This window comes from Fischerella thermalis PCC 7521 (genome assembly GCF_000317225.1).
In the GTDB taxonomy this organism is placed as follows: domain Bacteria; phylum Cyanobacteriota; class Cyanobacteriia; order Cyanobacteriales; family Nostocaceae; genus Fischerella; species Fischerella thermalis.
The window spans coordinates 30763-46099 of record NZ_AJLL01000038.1 but is presented as its reverse complement, the minus strand read 5'-3'; the positions used below and the strand labels follow the sequence as shown (position 1 = coordinate 46099).

The following is a 15337-nucleotide window of genomic DNA, read 5'->3' as shown; positions in this document are numbered from 1 at the left end:
AGAATCGCAAAGCCCTGCTCCCCGACTTTTGCTGAGAAGTCGAGGATCTTGTCTCTCACTAATGATTTAGTCATGCTATACAGACATTGTTGAGAGTGTAACACAAGATTTGTTGCGAGAAGCATGCTGTCTCATAACCGACTTTGACTGGGAACCAAAATCATTGAAAAATAAGGTACTTGATCAGGATATACTTCATCCAAAGAAATTATCTTTTGATTGATCATTGTTCCTCGTTCAATGTAACGTGCCCTTGATGCTAATCCTAAGTGATGCAACACATCCCGGACTTTCGCAAAATGTCGCCGCAGTTTAATAATTGCTGCTGCATCAGCGTTTAATAATTGTGCTTTCAGAGTTTCGGCTGGTAGGGTGGCTGGTAAAACGCTAAAAACATCATCACGATAAGTCAGGGGAACTGACAATGCAGAAGCGCAGCCCATCGGTGAGGAAACTCCTGGTACGACTTCTGTTTCAAACTGGTCGGATAATCGTGTAAACACATACATAAAGGAACCGTAAAATAACGGATCGCCTTCACACAAGACTACTACGTCCCGTCCGGCTGCGAGATGTTCAGCAATAGGTGTAACAACTTGGTCGTAAATTGGTTGTGCTGCGTAAGGATCGAGGGCACGAGGAAGATGATACTTGACTTCGATTTGGTTACCAGGGAGATATTCAGCTACGATACCCCTGGCGACACTTTCTTTGTCTTCTGCTGATTGATAGGCAACTACCGGACAAGTCCTTAACAAGCGTAATGCCTTGAGAGTCAATAGCTCTGGATCTCCAGGTCCAACACCAACACCATAAAGACGACCTTTCATTATTCCTTCTCCGTTGCTAGGGCGTTAACTGCGGCAGCTGCGATCGCACTTCCTCCTCGCCGTCCCTTTAATGTCATAAATGGCACACCACGACTATCTGCTGCTAGTGCTGCTTTTGACTCTGCGGCTCCTACAAACCCAACCGGAAAACCAAGAATCAATGCAGGTTTAGGTGCGCCTTCATCCAGCATTTCCAAGAGTCGAAATAGAGCAGTAGGTGCGTTACCAATGGCTACGACAGATCCTTCTAGGTGGGGTCTCCACAATTCTAAAGCCGCAGCCGAACGAGTATTTTGCAGTTTTTGAGCGAGTTCTGGCACTTCAGGGCGATTAAGAGTACAAATCACCGCATTGTCTGCTGGTAGGCGCTTACGGGTAATTCCTTCTGCCACCATGCGACAATCACACAAAATTGGTGCGCCTACTGCGATCGCAGCACGTCCAGATACAATAGCAGTAGGTGAAGCGACTAAATCATCAACAATATCAGTCATACCACAGGCATGAATCAAACGCACTGCCACTTTCGCCACATCCGGAGCAAGGACAGATAAATTTGCCTCAGCCCGAATAATGGCAAAGGATTGACGATATATTTCATTTCCATCTCGAATGTAGTCAATGGTCATTATCTAAGAGTTGGTTGTTGGTTGTTGGTTGGTGGTTGGTGGTTGTTGGTTAGTATTTAGTGTTTATTCCCACACTCCTCACACTCCACCCTACGGGAAGCCGCTTGCGCGTCTACACACTCCTCACACTCCACCCTACGGGAAGCCGCTTGCGCGTCTACACACTCCTCACACTCCCCACACCTCCCACCTCCCCATCTCCCTCAACAATCTGTTGCAACTGTGCAATACCATGTCGGTTGGCAAATTCTCCTAGTGATTCGTGGCGAGTTTGGCGTCTTGCAATATAAAGTTGGAGAATTTTTTCTATCAATGGAGGCAATTCTGCAAAAGGTACAGCCTGGTAAAGTACTCGCCCAAATTTGCTTTCATCATCACTGTCTCCAACGTAGATCTGATAGTTGTCTTCACTGATGCCCAAGAGAGTAATATCACTATTGTTGTATTGGGCGCAGGATTTTGGACACCCTGTAAAGTGAATATTCACAGGTTGATTGAGAGTAACGCGTTGATCCAGATACTCAGCTAACATGAGGGCGTGATTTTTTGTATCCGTAGCTGAGGATGCACATCCTGTACTACCAGCACAAGCAACTAAGGCGCTATATAGATTGGTTGCAGACCAATGCAATTTTAAGTTCTCAATTTTACTTTGAACTTCGTGAATATACTGCTTTGGAATATCTGTTAATAGTAGATTCTGCCAGGGTGTAAGCCTCAGTTTACCAATACCATAGCCCTGGGCAATATCTGCTAATCCCTGCATTTGCCATGTTTCCAATTTACCTAGTGGTAGCACAACACCAATGTAGAAAAGTTCCTGTTGTCTTTGGGGGTGAACACCAAGGTGGAGATAGCGATTTAGGTGTGGATGAGGAGGTAAGATGGTGGGGAGATGGGAAAGTCGCCGCAAAGGGTAAGAAAGATGACTTTCTACTTCTTGGAGAAATCGTTCTATACTCAAGGTATGCAGAACTTCAAATAAACGAACTTTGGGTGATTTGCGATAAGGCGTGAGATTCTCTTTCTCGAGTGCAGAATACTGTAAATAAACTTTGGCGATCGCACTCACTACGTCTACACATTCTTGGGGTTGCAATAATATGCCTGTATTTGTAGATGATTCGCCTAAATTCAGCTTGAGGTGAAAGTATATCTGTGTACTGAGTTCCACAGCAGTCAAAATGATATCGTTAGGGCGATCGCACACCTTTAGCGCGCCTCCACCATCAACTGCAATGCTGAATTTAGGTGACAGGGGCGCAAGTTCAACATGGCTGCTGATATAGTTATCCAGTTTGCGAATGAGCGATCGCGTATCAATCAATTCTTCGGAATCAATACCTGCTGTCGGACTACCCATGATGTTACGCAGATGATCAACACCCGGATTTGGTGAGGCTAAACCAATGTCTTGGAGTAGGTGCAGAACTTCAGAAGTTATTTGTGTATGAACTTCACGAATTTGTAAATTGGCACGATTAGTAATGTTAACGTAGCCTGCACCGAATTTCTCAGCTAAATCAGCTACAATCCGAAACTGCCTAGTAGTGACGATTCCTCCAGGAATCCGGATACGAAATAGTCTTCCGTCTCGCGCGGATGTACTGTAAAAAAGACCAGGACAAGGGACAGAACTTGACGACAAATACACCTCTAAAGCTCCTTCCCTGTGCAGCGCAGGGAGCAGAGAAACTATGTGTCTTGGCAACACCCCTAGAAGTTGGCATTCTGACTCACCGAATTGGTTGGTTGTTGGTTGTTGGTTGTTGGTTGTTGGTTTTTCCACCAACTATTAACCAAACCATTAACTACTAACCACTGACCAATTTCTCATCGGATTACAGCTGCGGCACAGTACCGGGATCTCACCGGACTTTCCCAACTCTAGGTTTGAGTAGTTTAGCATGAGTTTGTGTCTCAAAAGATAAAATCAAAGCTTGGATTAATCTTTGTCCAAAAAACTCATTGCTTTGTCACATTGAGTCATTTAATGTTTGAAACGCAAAGGGACGCTGAGGAAGACGGGGTGGTTCCCCAGAGATTTTGCTATGCTTCTAGGCTTTTTCAGTTAAAATCGTAAATCGGCTCCTGCTAACTCTTGACTACGATGCAAAAATGGTTATCTGTGATCGGTATTGGTGAGGATGGGCTATCAGGACTGAGTGCGATCGCTCGTTCTATACTGCAACATGCACAGGTGATAGTTGGGGGAAGCCGCCACCTCGCCATGTTACCACCTGATGATCAGCGCGAAAAAATCACTTGGTCTTCACCGATCAACGCATCTGTAGAGGAAATTCTCCGCCGTCGGGGTCAGCCTGTGTGTGTTTTGGCGAGTGGTGATCCCATGTGCTTTGGTATCGGTGTTACTCTCAGACGCAGCATACCGATTGCAGAGATGACCATTATTCCCGCACCTTCGTCTTTTAGTCTCGCCTGTGCCAGACTGGGATGGCCGTTGACGGAAGTGGAGACGTTAAGCCTTAATGCTCGTCCCCTGGCTTTGCTTCATACTGCTATTTATCCTGGGGCGCGATTGTTGATTTTGAGTGAAGGGAAGGAAACCCCGGCGATTGTAGCTGATATCTTGACAAAACGGGGATTTAGTGGTAGTAGAATTACTGTCCTAGAACGCATGGGTGGTTCTCAAGAACGGATGATTGATGGGATAGCCGCCTCCTGGACAACTACAGAAGTAGCTGATTTAAATACTGTGGCTGTAGAGTGTATTGCTGATCCTGGAGTGGTGGGGTTATCTCGTTTAGCAGGATTACCAGACGGCGCCTATCATCATGACGGACAACTCACTAAGCGGGAAGTACGGGCGATTACCCTTGCTGCTTTGGCTCCTATACCAGGACAATTATTGTGGGATGTCGGTGCAGGCTGTGGTTCGATTGGTATTGAATGGATGCGGAGTCATTCTCGATGTCGAGCGATCGCCATTGAACAAAACCCTACTCGACTACAATACATCGCTGACAATGCTAATGCCCTCGGTACGCCTCATTTACAAATCATTCATGGCAAAGCGCCGACTGCACTGAAAGATTTACCCCAACCCGATGCTATTTTTATCGGTGGTGGTGCGACAGCAGCAGGTTTGTTTGAAGTATGTTGGCAAGCTTTGCGTCCGGGTGGGCGTTTGGTTGCTAATGCTGTGACTATTGAAAGTGAACAAAAATTACTGCAATGGCACAATCAAGTAGGTGGAGAATTGATGCGTGTTGCTGTACAGAGGGTTGCTCCCATTGGTGGTTTTTTGGGATGGAAGCCGATGGCACCTGTGACCCAGTGGGTGGTGGTGAAGTGGTGAACTACCCCGCAATTTGAGTTAGTATCAACACGCCTTATTACAACAAGGTTGGTACTAAGCTGGGAGTTAAACCTACTGGTATCCCGCCTTGCTACCAGCCTGACCTTGTTGCTGACGCTATTCTCTATGCTGCTGAACATTCCATGCGTGATTTTATTGTTGGAGATGTGGGCAAAGTGTTAGATTTACTACAAAAAATCTCACCTTCCTTAGTAGATTCGCTACTACTGCTGATAGGGTTTGCACAGGGTACGAATGAACCAAAGTCAGAGGATGCGCCAAACAATATTTTTGCACCAGTTGCAGGCTACGATCGCGTGGAGGGAGACTTTAATAAACTAGCAATACCCTCTTTCCTAGATTGGTTTGATATGAATCCACCACTGAAGTGGGGAGCAGTAGCATTAGCTGTCTTAGGTGTGGTAGCGTTTCTAGGTGGATGGCATCCAGGAAATGATATTTAATTTTGGCGTTGCTGAATTTGGTCATGAATTGTGTTTGTCTACATTTTGTAGAGACGTAGCAATGCTACGTCTTTTAATTCAGCTGGTAATGGGTAATAGGGTTTTAATTCAGCTGGTAATGGGTAATAGGGAAAATCAGTAATTACCAATTACCAATTACCAATTCATCTATTAAATTTATTGCTTCTATCTTTTGGCAGAATTTTTGGAAAAGTGTATTTATATTCTGAAAATAAAGTGGTGCGATCGCCATTCAAAGTACGGATAACCCTGCTTCCCTACCAGAAATATATTGTTACATTAGAAAAGCATTCCCTAGAAAAACTTTAATCCTCAGAACCTGACAATCAAATAGCTTGAAAGCCCAAACAAGTATCAAATACTTGTCAAGCAATGATTCATAATTTCTAACTTTTATGAACCAGTATTAGCCTTCTTGATCAAAACAAAAGAGGATTTTTGCTTAAAAAGAAGTCTGGTTCTCATTTAAAGCCAATAGAAGCGTGAAAAAACAGATTTTAGTAGTGCCTGCTTTCTTATCCTTCATTATGGTTGCACTGACAACTTCAATCACAAATTCCCATACTAGCATCAATGAACTTTATGTTTTTGGTGATAGTCTTTCCGATATTGGTAATGTATTTAATGCGACTGAAGGATTCCATCCTTCTAGTCCTCCCTACTTTCAAGGGCGTTTTTCTAATGGTTTAGTTTGGGTGGAATATCTTGCTTCTGGGCTAGCATTAACCCCCAAACAAAATACTAACTTTGCCTATGGCGGCGCAACTACAGGTAGTGGCAATCTGAACGGAATTCCAGATTTATTGACACAAGTTGATAGCTTTATCAAAGTTTATCAGCAGGTTGATAAAAATGCACTCTATATTCTATGGGCTGGTGCTAATGATTATCTTCACGGCATGAGCAATCCTTCACTATCAATCAATAATATATCCCAGGCAATCCAATCTCTTGCAAAAGCTGGAGCGAAAAAAATCTTGGTTGCTAACTTACCAGATTTAGGGAATATTCCAGCCACATGCAATAGCCCTTATTCTAGTATTCTTAGTTCTGCAACAATCGCGCATAATTTGGGCTTAGCTAACTCCCTTGATCTTCTCAAGCAGAACCTAGGACATGATACCCAGATGATTATGTTTGATGTTCATTCACTATATAAGGAAGCGATCGCTAACCCAACTAAGTTTGGCTTCACAGATGTAAATACAGCTTGTCTAAATAATCTTGCTAGCTGTGACAATCCAGACAAGTTTTTATTCTGGGATGGCATTCATCCAACCACTGTTGCTCATAGAATTTTGGCAAAAGCAGCTCTAAAAGAGTTAAAAATAACATTTTAATTTCTACCTCTTCCAGAGCTTTTGCAATGATATATTCACCATAAAGAAATGAGAGTTTCTTTTACTCTTTCTGCCATCTGCCAAGGCGCTCCTTGTTCGCCCACAGATGGCGAACCCGCTCCTCTTCTGCCTTATTTTCAAGACAGAATTTCAGTTAAACCATTCTGGTATCGATGTTTTTAGCTTCCTCTGGAGATAAGGGATGGTTTGACTTTGATACCCTTCGTGAAAATATTAATATAAAAAGTATTTCTTTTGGTATAAGTGAAATGACTTGGTTAATTCTTATGGTAGAAGCTGGAAATAAATATTAATAGATATGGTGTTTGTTAGATTTAAGCTTCCTTGCTTTCATCCCCAGGTTCCGAAGACTCCACCTGGGGACTTCCCGCAAGGAAGGTTAAATTTGAGGCATTATTTCCTAATAACTGATAAAAATACCCCTAGAGGAGCGATTTTTCCCTCAAGGGGTAAAGTGAGGTATGACTTAAATGTTTCTCTTCTTCCAGGAAAAATATTAATTTGATTACGAAAACTTTTTATCTATCTAAAGATCAGTATATCAATAGGTTAGTATAAATTTATGTTGTTATAATAAATACAAAACTGTAGGTTTTGATGCATATAACTTGACAAATTTGCAGATACTCTTTATCTATCATTTCTTCAATTGCAAAGTAGAGCAATATAGAAATTATTTACCCCACTAAAGCCTTACTTTTCCTAGTACGATATTACACAGGTTTGTAGTGTAATATTCTGTCTATTTACTGCGTTTATTTACTATGTTTCAATATGACAATGACACGCTTAGATATCCTGTATTGAAAGAATATTTGTATTGATAAATCAAATTGCTTCTAACCAAAAACCATTAATACATAAGTTCAGCGGGGATTGCGCTTTATGGAGTCAAAACAACTGAGTCAGGTAACTAACTGCCTCAGGGAAAAGATCCTAATATGGCCCGTCGGCGAGTAATAATCGGCTTGTCTATGCTCGGAGATTCTATGGGACAACCCGTTACCCTCTACCAGACTGGGATCATTCCTCATTTGCCTGATCCACCAGTGCCGAGTTTGTATCAGCCTTATCTTGGAAGCTAGCATATTTTCATTCATGGCGGTGATTTTTTTGATTGGGACTGCCTTCTGGTCAATTCGACTTGCCATCACTGCCAAAATACTCCCGGTAGCTGCAAATTTTGTTACCACGCACATCAAAAGAAACCGCTACCCGATTTTTATATGGTTCTCCAAATAACATTCCTTCATCTCGGAATTCAAACACAACCGTTGTTTCATTGCTGGTAACGCGGTCTAGTGAATTCAGTTTTAGTCCAGGACTAAAAGCCTGTGTAACGTATTGAAAAAACTCTTGGGCTCGTTGTTTACCCACATTCAATCCCTGGAATTTCCCCATCGGAAACCAAAAAGTAAAGTCTTCTGTGAGCATATCCAAAAACTTTTTCCAATCACCAGTTTCTAAACCATGTTGAAAGTATGCAAATGCTTCACGACCAACTGTTAAAGTATTTTCTGACTTTTGAGTCATAATGATTATCAATCAAATTTAATTATTTGCGAGCATCAAGCAAAACCTGAAAGTGTTTTACATTAGGCTCTAGTTCCAAAAGATACTCTTTATCTCTGGGAAGATGCCTAGTCTTTTCAAGATCATTACCTGCAAACTTCCGAATAGCGTCTAGCGACTCCCAATAAGATATCACGGTACTACTTTTGCTGAGATAAATCCATCAAATTTGCCAACTTATAAACAATTCGCGCCCCAACATTACCATCCCATTCAGCATCACCAACTTCGCATACATCAAAACCAATTATTTTTCTACCACTTTTTACTAGTTCACGGAACAAACAAAAAGTTTCTTCTAATTCCATTCCACCAGGAACAGGAGTACCTGTACTTGGACAAAGTTTTGGATCAAGACCATCGACATCAAAGCTAATATAAACGTATTCCGGTAAATGATTGATAATTTGTCGGCATAACTCAATCCAAGTCTTGCCAGAGTACAGCATTTGTTTAATTACTGGGTCGTAATAAGCAATAACTCGACCATTGGATTGGTTAATTATTTCTACTTCATCATGACAAATATCACGCAAACCTACCTGCACTAACTTGGAAATTTGTGGTAGTTTCATAGCATTAAACATGATGGAAGCATGAGAAAATTTAAATCCTTCATAGGCATCCCGTAAATCTGCGTGTGCATCAATATGCAAGATACCAAACTCAGAATATTTAGTTGCTAATGCTTGCAGATAACCTAAAGGTGAACTGTGATCTCCACCAATCACAGCAACTTTTTTCCCATGATTAATTGCTTCCTGGCAGTTTTCAAATAACCATTGATTGACTTGTTGACAAGCCTGATTAATTTCTGCCAAAACAGGAGTTAAATCTGGTGTGTCTGTTAACTGTTGACCTTGCTCTAAGCGTTCAATAATTTGTGCGGCTAAAGCACGATAATATTTGTTTTTATCTAAAATATCCTGGGGAATTTCTACCATAAAAATTCCCTGTTTCCATCCATCGGGATGATCAAAATCGAATAAATCTAATTGCGGTGAAGCATCCAAAATTCTTTGTGGGCCATTGGCAGTACCCGCACCATAGGAAACAGTTACTTCCCACGGTACACCAAAGACAATTAAATTTGCAGACTCATAATCAAAGGGCAAACCGAAGAGATTGCCATTAATTTGTCCTATGCCGCTAGGATTATAGTTGTGGAGATTATTCATTGATTATTTGCAAGATGTGTGTGAGTAGACAGCTGCATTATGGTAGCGCAGCTTTTTCCCAGGTAATAGCAACTTGCCTCACTACCTCTAAAAACCTTTGCACAGTTGCGCATGTATTGTCACGTCGCCAAATCATCGCTAGCGCCACCTTAGGCGTCGGTTCCTGCATAGGTTTATAAACTACCCCTGTTCTCTGTAAATTTTGTAGAGACTCCGGTACGATCGCCACACCCATTTCTGCTGCGACTAAACTCACAATAGTTTGCATCTGAATTGCTTCTTGGGCAACGGTAGGACTAAAATTGGCTTGTTGGCAAAAACTGATGATCGAGTCGTACACTCCAGGGGCTAAAGGACGAGGAAACAAAATGAAGGGTTCTGCTTGGAGTGAAAACAACGATACACTCGATTGATCAGCCAATGCATGGGTTTCAGGTAACGCCACCACTAATGATTCATAAAAAATAATCTCCCAGCAAAATGTGTCTTCTTCCACTGGTGGACGCAGAAATCCAACATCAATTCGGTTATCGCGTAACCATTGTAATTGCTGGTCTGTAGTTAGTTCGTGCAATTCCAAATTTACGTCTGGTATGCAATTACGAAATCTCCGCAAGATTGTTGGCAATATATTATACGCCGCAGAACTGACAAAGCCAACTACAACCTGTCCCCCTAAACCGCGACTAGTTTGTCTTCCTAGTTGCACTGCTTGTTCTAGGTGCTTCAGAATTTTTTGAACTTCACCTAAAAATACTTGACCAGCTGCTGTTAACTCCACATTCCTTTTCGTGCGGTGAAACAATTGAAAGCCCAACTCTACTTCTAGTTGACGAATTTGTTGACTCAGAGGAGGTTGGGCAATGTGTAAGCGTTCCGCCGCCCGTCCGAAATGTAATTCCTCAGCTAATGTCACGAAGTATCGTAGGTGTCGCAGTTCCATTGGGGGGGAGGTGGGGGGACTGGGGGGAATTAGAGTTTGGTTAAGGCTGCATCAACTTGTTTTAAGAGTACTTCTAAGGTGGAGGAGTTATCTAAGATTACATCAGCACGAGCTGCTTTTTCTGCTATGGGCATTTGGCTGTGAATCCTAGCTTGTGCTTGCTCGAAAGTGAGATGATTTCGCTGCATTAATCTTGCTAATTGCTGACGCTGTGAACACCACACCACCCAAATTTCTGTGACTAAATCAGTCATTCCTGCTTCAAATAATAATGGTACAACTAATATTAGTGTTTCTACGGTAGATGCTTTAATTTCAGCCTGAAAGCGATCGCGTACGTAAGGATGAATCAAATTCTCTATCCAAGTACGGTCTTCGGGATTTTTGAAGATGATCTCGCCTAATTTTTGGCGATCGAGGTTCCCGTTTGGTAGTAAAATTTGTTTACCGTAACGAGTAGCGATCGCGTCAAGAAGAGGTGAACCGACACAGACTGCTTCTCGGGCATAAATATCTGCGTCCAAAATTGGCAAGTTATAGGCATCTGCCAAGTAATTGGCAACAGTTGTCTTGCCTGTGGCGATACCACCTGTTAAGCCGATGATTTTTTTGGTCATTGGTCAATGGACAATTGACTCTGAACAATTGACTACGAACCTGTCGCCCATTTTATTAGTGCTGCGGTTAAACCCTCCAACGTGTATTCTTGGGCTTCCACATCTACGCGTCCTAACAGAGAACGACAAGTGTGAGAAGTTTGTGGGCCAATAGAAGCAATACAAACTCCTTCTAAAGAACTTGCCACTACGGATAATTGATTTTCTGATGAGTTACCAGAAAAGATTTTTTCTGCCAGTTGACAGAAAAATTGGACTGTTTTGGAACTGGCAAAGGTGATCACATCAACTGTACCACTCTGTAAAGCGAGTGCTGCTGAAGGAGGAACACTATCCGGACAGCAAGATTGATATGCTGGTACTTCTATAACTTCTGCACCTTTGGCGGTTAGTTCCCTCACCAAAATTTCCCGTCCGCCGCTTTCGACTCTGGGAAATAAAATCTTCTTACCTGTGAGTTCCTCAGGAAAGTGTTTGACTAGGGAGTCAGCAACAAAGTCTGGGGGAATGAAATCTGGTTGTAAACAATGGTGTCTGAGGGTTTGGGCAGTTTTTTCACCGACTGCGGCAATTTTGACTTGCGCCAAGGCGCGAATGTCTTTACCCTGTGCCATCAGTCGTTCACAGAAGTAGCTTACACCGTTGGTTGAGGTCAGAATTAGCCAGTCAAACTCAGATAATAGCGCGATCGCACCATCCAAAGCTTCCCAACTAGAAGGCGGGCCAATTTCTAAGGCAGGCATTTCCACAACATGGGCGCCTGCTGCTACTAAGAGTTCTGCAAATTGACTCGACTGTCCAACCGAACGTGTCACCAGAATAGTTTTACCGTTGAGGGGTAAGTGGGAAGCGGTAGGAACAGCAATAGAGTGAGAGGAGGAGAGGTTGCTTGCCATAGCTTTTGGGAATCGTCTAAAACTATATTCTCAGGTTGTTAGTTTCTGCGTAACCCCACTACTTCCCCAATTACAATTACCACTGGCGAGAGTAAAACGCCCGATGTTTGCTCCACAATGGTTTCAAGTGTTCCTGTCCAAATTTGTTGTTCTTGAGTTCCTGCCCAGAGAATAATAGCAATCGGTGTCGATGGCGATCGCCCCTGTTGTTGCAACCGCTTAATAACCTCACCCAAGTTCTGTCCCCCCATCAAAATTACCAATGTCTCTAACCGAGACAGTGCTTCCCAATCTAAAGCATCGGGATCATGGGCAGTAAACACCGCAAAGCAACGGCTCAAAAGCGGATCTGTTAGGGGAATACCTGCCAACAGAGGTGCTGCTAAAGCAGAAGATATTCCCGGTACAACTTCAAATTCACAACCATTCGCTGTCAAAGCTGCCATTTCCGAATTACAGCGACCAAAAATAAACGGATCACCGCTTTTGAGCCGGACAACTTGTTTACCTTGCTGGCAGTATTTGACTAGTAAATGATTAATTTCGGCTTGCGGTGTGCTGGGTTGACCGCCGCGCTTACCTACATCTAGTTTTAGGCAATCGGCTGGTACTAACTGCAATAACTCCCCATCAACAAGGGCATCGTAAATTAAAACTTGAGCGCTCGCTAACAGGTTGTAAGCCTTTAGCGTTAGGTATGCCACATTTCCCAATCCTGCACCTACCAGGTAAACTTTACCCTTTTGATTTGTCATTGTTATACGGCATTCCCAACCTGCTGTGTACGGTTTATGATACTTTTATTTTTATGTCAAGATGTTGCAAAAAATGTTAACATTAAGTTATACTTGTTTACAACAAAGCAATCGAGAGGGAAACATCATGGTGAAAGGCTTTACAATCAACGAACGCGGTCAACTCAACAACTACGCCCTTGAACCAAAGGTATATGTTGAGGAAACTCCCCGCACAGGTTTTACCGAATACGCCGAAAAGCTGAATGGGCGGTTAGCAATGATTGGTTTCGTCTCATTGATCGCCCTAGAGGTTTTCACAGGACACGGAATTATTGGATGGTTGACAAACCTGTAATCATTTTTTGGAATTCGCAAATATAATTGGAGGAACTATGAAAACTGACTTTAACTACCCCAACAAAGACTTACTTGGTCCTGTTGTATTTAGACCGGATTTCAACAACTTTGAGAAAGTAAATCTCAATCAAGCTTGGTCATTATTTTTCACCGCAGGTCAAGAGGATAAACTTTTAGGTCAAGAAATTGAACTAGGTAGATTTTTCACTAACTTGTTGATTGCGATCGGATTCACTGGTAGTCTTTGGGCGATCTACTTCAATCAGATCATGTAAATGAAATAATGTGTCAAATTTCAGGGAAATTTAGAAGTTTTGGTCTTCAAAACCAAGACTTGTTTTTAGATTTTCTGCTAGTATTAGTAATTGGCGTATTACCTAAATAATTGCGATAGTCAAAGAAAGCTTCTTCGGAGTATCGCACTTAAGAATATAAAGTTGGTGTTCTTAATTATTGTTCTCTGCGACTTTGCGACAATGTTAAAAAAATCGAACACAGATACACACCGATACACACCGATAAAAGCAGAGAATTTTGCCAACTTTATAAAAGTTATTAAATTGCTTCCAATTAGTTTTGATTTCAAGAGTCAAGCATCACGTGACGCTGAAGAAATTTGTTGTAGTAACTGCTGAATTTTTTCAGCTTGCTCAACTCTGCGCTGCTTTTGTAATAAATCTTGGGCTTTTTGCAAAACCGTAACTGCTTCTTGTGGTTTTTGTTGTTGCATCAAAGCTTGTGCTAGGCGTAAATAGGCATCAACTTTTTTGGGCGCGCGTTTAATTACATCTTGAAATTCAACAATTGCTGCATCAACTTTACCTTGTTGGATAAGGGCATCACCTAACAGTAAATGCACAACATCATTAGTAGAGTTAATCGCGATTACCTGACGAAAAGCTGCTTCTGCTCCCGGAAAATCTTTTTGTTGGTAGAGGTTAATTCCTGTTTGGAAATATTTGTCGGTGATGATAGTTCTTCTAGCCAAATAAATCAGAATCGATAAACTAATTAACACTATAAAAGCAGCTATGAAGTTACTGGTTTGAGATAATTCCATTTTGATTTCTCCACCAATCCTAGTTTGGGTATATATTCCTCGCAAACTAGTTTATCCTGTGGCGCTCATGATTGGAATTTTGATGATAAACTCTGTTCCTTGACCTAGTTGAGAATTAACTAACAGTTCACCATTGTGTTTTTCTACAACTATTTGATGAGCAATTGATAAGCCAAGTCCTGTACCTTTGCCAACAGGTTTTGTGGTAAACAAAGGTTCAAATAACCGTTGTTGGATAGATTCGGGAATACCCATGCCATTGTCAGCAATGCTAATCACTGCCCATTGCTCAGTATCTACCTCTGTTGTAATTTGAATCTGAGGAATAGAATCGCTGATTTTGTCTTGGGCGATCGCTTCATCAAGGGCGTCAATTGCGTTTGCCAGAATGTTCATAAATACTTGATTCATCTGCCCGATATAGCAGTCTACCTCTGGCAATTCGCCATAATTTCTGATGACTTCGATGGACGGGCGATCGCTATTACCCTTGAGGCGGTGTTGCAAAATCATCAACGTACTATCAAGTCCTTCGTGTAAATCCGCAGGCATTTTGAGATCAGAATCCAAACGGCTGAAATTGCGTAGTGATGTAGAAATTTTCTCAATGCGTTCAGATCCTATCTTGAGTGATTCTAAGATTTTGAACATATCTTGGAGAACAAAATCCAAATCCAATTTTTCAATAGCAGTGGTGATTCTGCTTGTCGGGTTTGGATATTCTTGTTGATATAGTTGGAGAATTTCGCTAACTCCGGCAATGTATTCTTCTAAAGGCGGGAGATTGCTAGCGATAAAACTGATGGGATTATTGATTTCGTGGGCAACACCAGCAATTAACTCTCCCAAAGTTGATAGTTTTTCTTGTTGTACCAATTGTACTTGAGCTTTTTTTAAGGTAGCAGTGCGATCGCTGACTTGTTGTTCTAAAGATTCAGTTAGTTGTTTTAATCGTAAATGCACACGTACCCTAGCAATCACTTCTTCTTGAGCAAAGGGTTTAGGAATGTAGTCTACCGCCCCAAGGGCAAATCCCTTAGTTTTGCTTGCGATATCATTTAAGGCAGTCGTAAAAATAATGGGAATATTTTGGCTAACAGGATTGGCTTTGAGGCGACGACAGGTTTCAAATCCGTCAATTCCCGGCATTTGTACATCTAGTAAAATTAACTCTGGTTGATTTCGTTCGACTTGGGCGATCGCACTTTCTCCATCAACAGCAACACGAAAACGAAACCCCTCACTATTGAGGGCTTCGCATAAAACAGATAAATTAGTCGGATTATCATCCACAATTAAAATAAATCCGGTATTTGAGGTGTTTGTCATGATGGATTTAAAAGTGAAATGTAC

General features: G+C 41.9%; 16 protein-coding genes and 2 pseudogenes. 8 read left to right on the top strand and 10 right to left on the bottom strand.

Going from position 1 to position 15337, the window contains the following annotated elements; all coding sequences use genetic code 11:
* Nucleotides 1-131: 131 nt before the first annotated feature.
* The 3 genes from UYK_RS0109610 to cobG all read right to left on the bottom strand — a co-directional run bounded on the left by UYK_RS0109610 (nt 132) and on the right by cobG (nt 3113).
* Complete coding sequence (locus UYK_RS0109610; protein ID WP_009455862.1) at nt 132-830, bottom strand: precorrin-2 C(20)-methyltransferase; 699 nt, start codon at nt 828-830, stop codon at nt 132-134.
* A complete protein-coding gene (locus UYK_RS0109605) occupies nt 830-1459 on the bottom strand; it encodes a precorrin-8X methylmutase (protein ID WP_009455863.1) in 630 nt (209 codons plus the stop codon). The genes UYK_RS0109610 and UYK_RS0109605 overlap by 1 nt, the downstream gene beginning before the upstream one ends.
* 157 nt (nt 1460-1616) lie before the next feature.
* Nucleotides 1617-3113 carry a precorrin-3B synthase gene (cobG, locus tag UYK_RS0109600; RefSeq protein ID WP_009455864.1) on the bottom strand — a complete coding sequence of 499 codons (1497 nt, stop codon included), beginning with the start codon at nt 3111-3113 and terminating at the stop codon, nt 1617-1619.
* Here cobG and UYK_RS27770 point away from each other — a divergent pair.
* From UYK_RS27770 to UYK_RS24930, 6 genes and pseudogenes are all read left to right on the top strand, one after another.
* Nucleotides 3098-3277 carry a hypothetical protein gene (locus UYK_RS27770; protein WP_162138637.1) on the top strand — a complete coding sequence of 60 codons (180 nt, stop codon included), beginning with the start codon at nt 3098-3100 and terminating at the stop codon, nt 3275-3277. The genes cobG and UYK_RS27770 overlap by 16 nt on opposite strands.
* A gap of 292 nt (nt 3278-3569) precedes the next feature.
* On the top strand, nt 3570-4778 hold the full coding sequence (locus tag UYK_RS0109595; RefSeq protein WP_009455866.1) for a bifunctional cobalt-precorrin-7 (C(5))-methyltransferase/cobalt-precorrin-6B (C(15))-methyltransferase: 1209 nt from the start codon (nt 3570-3572) through the stop codon (nt 4776-4778).
* A gap of 23 nt (nt 4779-4801) precedes the next feature.
* A pseudogene (locus UYK_RS0109590) lies at nt 4802-5242 on the top strand (SDR family oxidoreductase); the annotation flags it as partial.
* Between the two features lie 503 nt (nt 5243-5745).
* Nucleotides 5746-6603: an SGNH/GDSL hydrolase family protein gene (locus UYK_RS0109575; protein ID WP_026086422.1), complete on the top strand. Its 858-nt coding sequence runs from the start codon at nt 5746-5748 to the stop codon at nt 6601-6603.
* Between the two features lie 173 nt (nt 6604-6776).
* Complete coding sequence (locus UYK_RS26715) at nt 6777-6917, top strand: hypothetical protein (protein ID WP_009455873.1); 141 nt, start codon at nt 6777-6779, stop codon at nt 6915-6917.
* A 648-nt stretch (nt 6918-7565) separates the two neighbouring features.
* Nucleotides 7566-7709: a hypothetical protein gene (locus UYK_RS24930; RefSeq protein ID WP_009455875.1), complete on the top strand. Its 144-nt coding sequence runs from the start codon at nt 7566-7568 to the stop codon at nt 7707-7709.
* Between the two features lie 49 nt (nt 7710-7758).
* Here the strand turns inward: UYK_RS24930 and UYK_RS0109560 are convergent, their stop codons facing one another.
* The 5 genes and pseudogenes from UYK_RS0109560 to cobA all read right to left on the bottom strand — a co-directional run bounded on the left by UYK_RS0109560 (nt 7759) and on the right by cobA (nt 12585).
* Nucleotides 7759-8157: a nuclear transport factor 2 family protein gene (locus UYK_RS0109560; RefSeq protein WP_009455877.1), complete on the bottom strand. Its 399-nt coding sequence runs from the start codon at nt 8155-8157 to the stop codon at nt 7759-7761.
* Nucleotides 8158-8336: 179 nt separating this feature from the next.
* The gene (speB, locus tag UYK_RS0109550; RefSeq protein ID WP_009455878.1) at nt 8337-9374 is read right to left on the bottom strand and encodes an agmatinase SpeB; all 1038 of its coding nucleotides are present in this window, start codon (nt 9372-9374) and stop codon (nt 8337-8339) included.
* Between the two features lie 37 nt (nt 9375-9411).
* A complete protein-coding gene (locus tag UYK_RS0109545) occupies nt 9412-10317 on the bottom strand; it encodes a LysR family transcriptional regulator (RefSeq protein WP_009455886.1) in 906 nt (301 codons plus the stop codon).
* A gap of 29 nt (nt 10318-10346) precedes the next feature.
* Nucleotides 10347-10934 (bottom strand): dephospho-CoA kinase, encoded by a 588-nt coding sequence (gene coaE, locus UYK_RS0109540; RefSeq protein ID WP_009455888.1) that lies wholly within the window; start codon nt 10932-10934, stop codon nt 10347-10349.
* Between the two features lie 32 nt (nt 10935-10966).
* A pseudogene (gene cobA, locus UYK_RS27765) lies at nt 10967-12585 on the bottom strand (uroporphyrinogen-III C-methyltransferase).
* Between the two features lie 124 nt (nt 12586-12709).
* Between cobA and UYK_RS0109525 the strand changes: the two are divergent.
* Together UYK_RS0109525 and UYK_RS0109520 are read left to right on the top strand one after the other, a co-directional pair.
* Nucleotides 12710-12922, top strand: a complete 213-nt coding sequence (locus tag UYK_RS0109525) for a high light inducible protein (RefSeq protein WP_085948455.1) — start codon at nt 12710-12712, stop codon at nt 12920-12922.
* 37 nt (nt 12923-12959) lie between these two features.
* On the top strand, nt 12960-13199 hold the full coding sequence (locus UYK_RS0109520) for a hypothetical protein (protein WP_009455898.1): 240 nt from the start codon (nt 12960-12962) through the stop codon (nt 13197-13199).
* Between the two features lie 314 nt (nt 13200-13513).
* Here UYK_RS0109520 and UYK_RS0109515 read toward each other — a convergent pair whose 3' ends face one another.
* Both UYK_RS0109515 and UYK_RS0109510 read right to left on the bottom strand, forming a co-directional pair.
* On the bottom strand, nt 13514-13984 hold the full coding sequence (locus UYK_RS0109515; RefSeq protein WP_009455899.1) for a tetratricopeptide repeat protein: 471 nt from the start codon (nt 13982-13984) through the stop codon (nt 13514-13516).
* Between the two features lie 51 nt (nt 13985-14035).
* A complete protein-coding gene (locus UYK_RS0109510; protein ID WP_009455900.1) occupies nt 14036-15313 on the bottom strand; it encodes a sensor histidine kinase in 1278 nt (425 codons plus the stop codon).
* Nucleotides 15314-15337 lie beyond the last annotated feature (24 nt).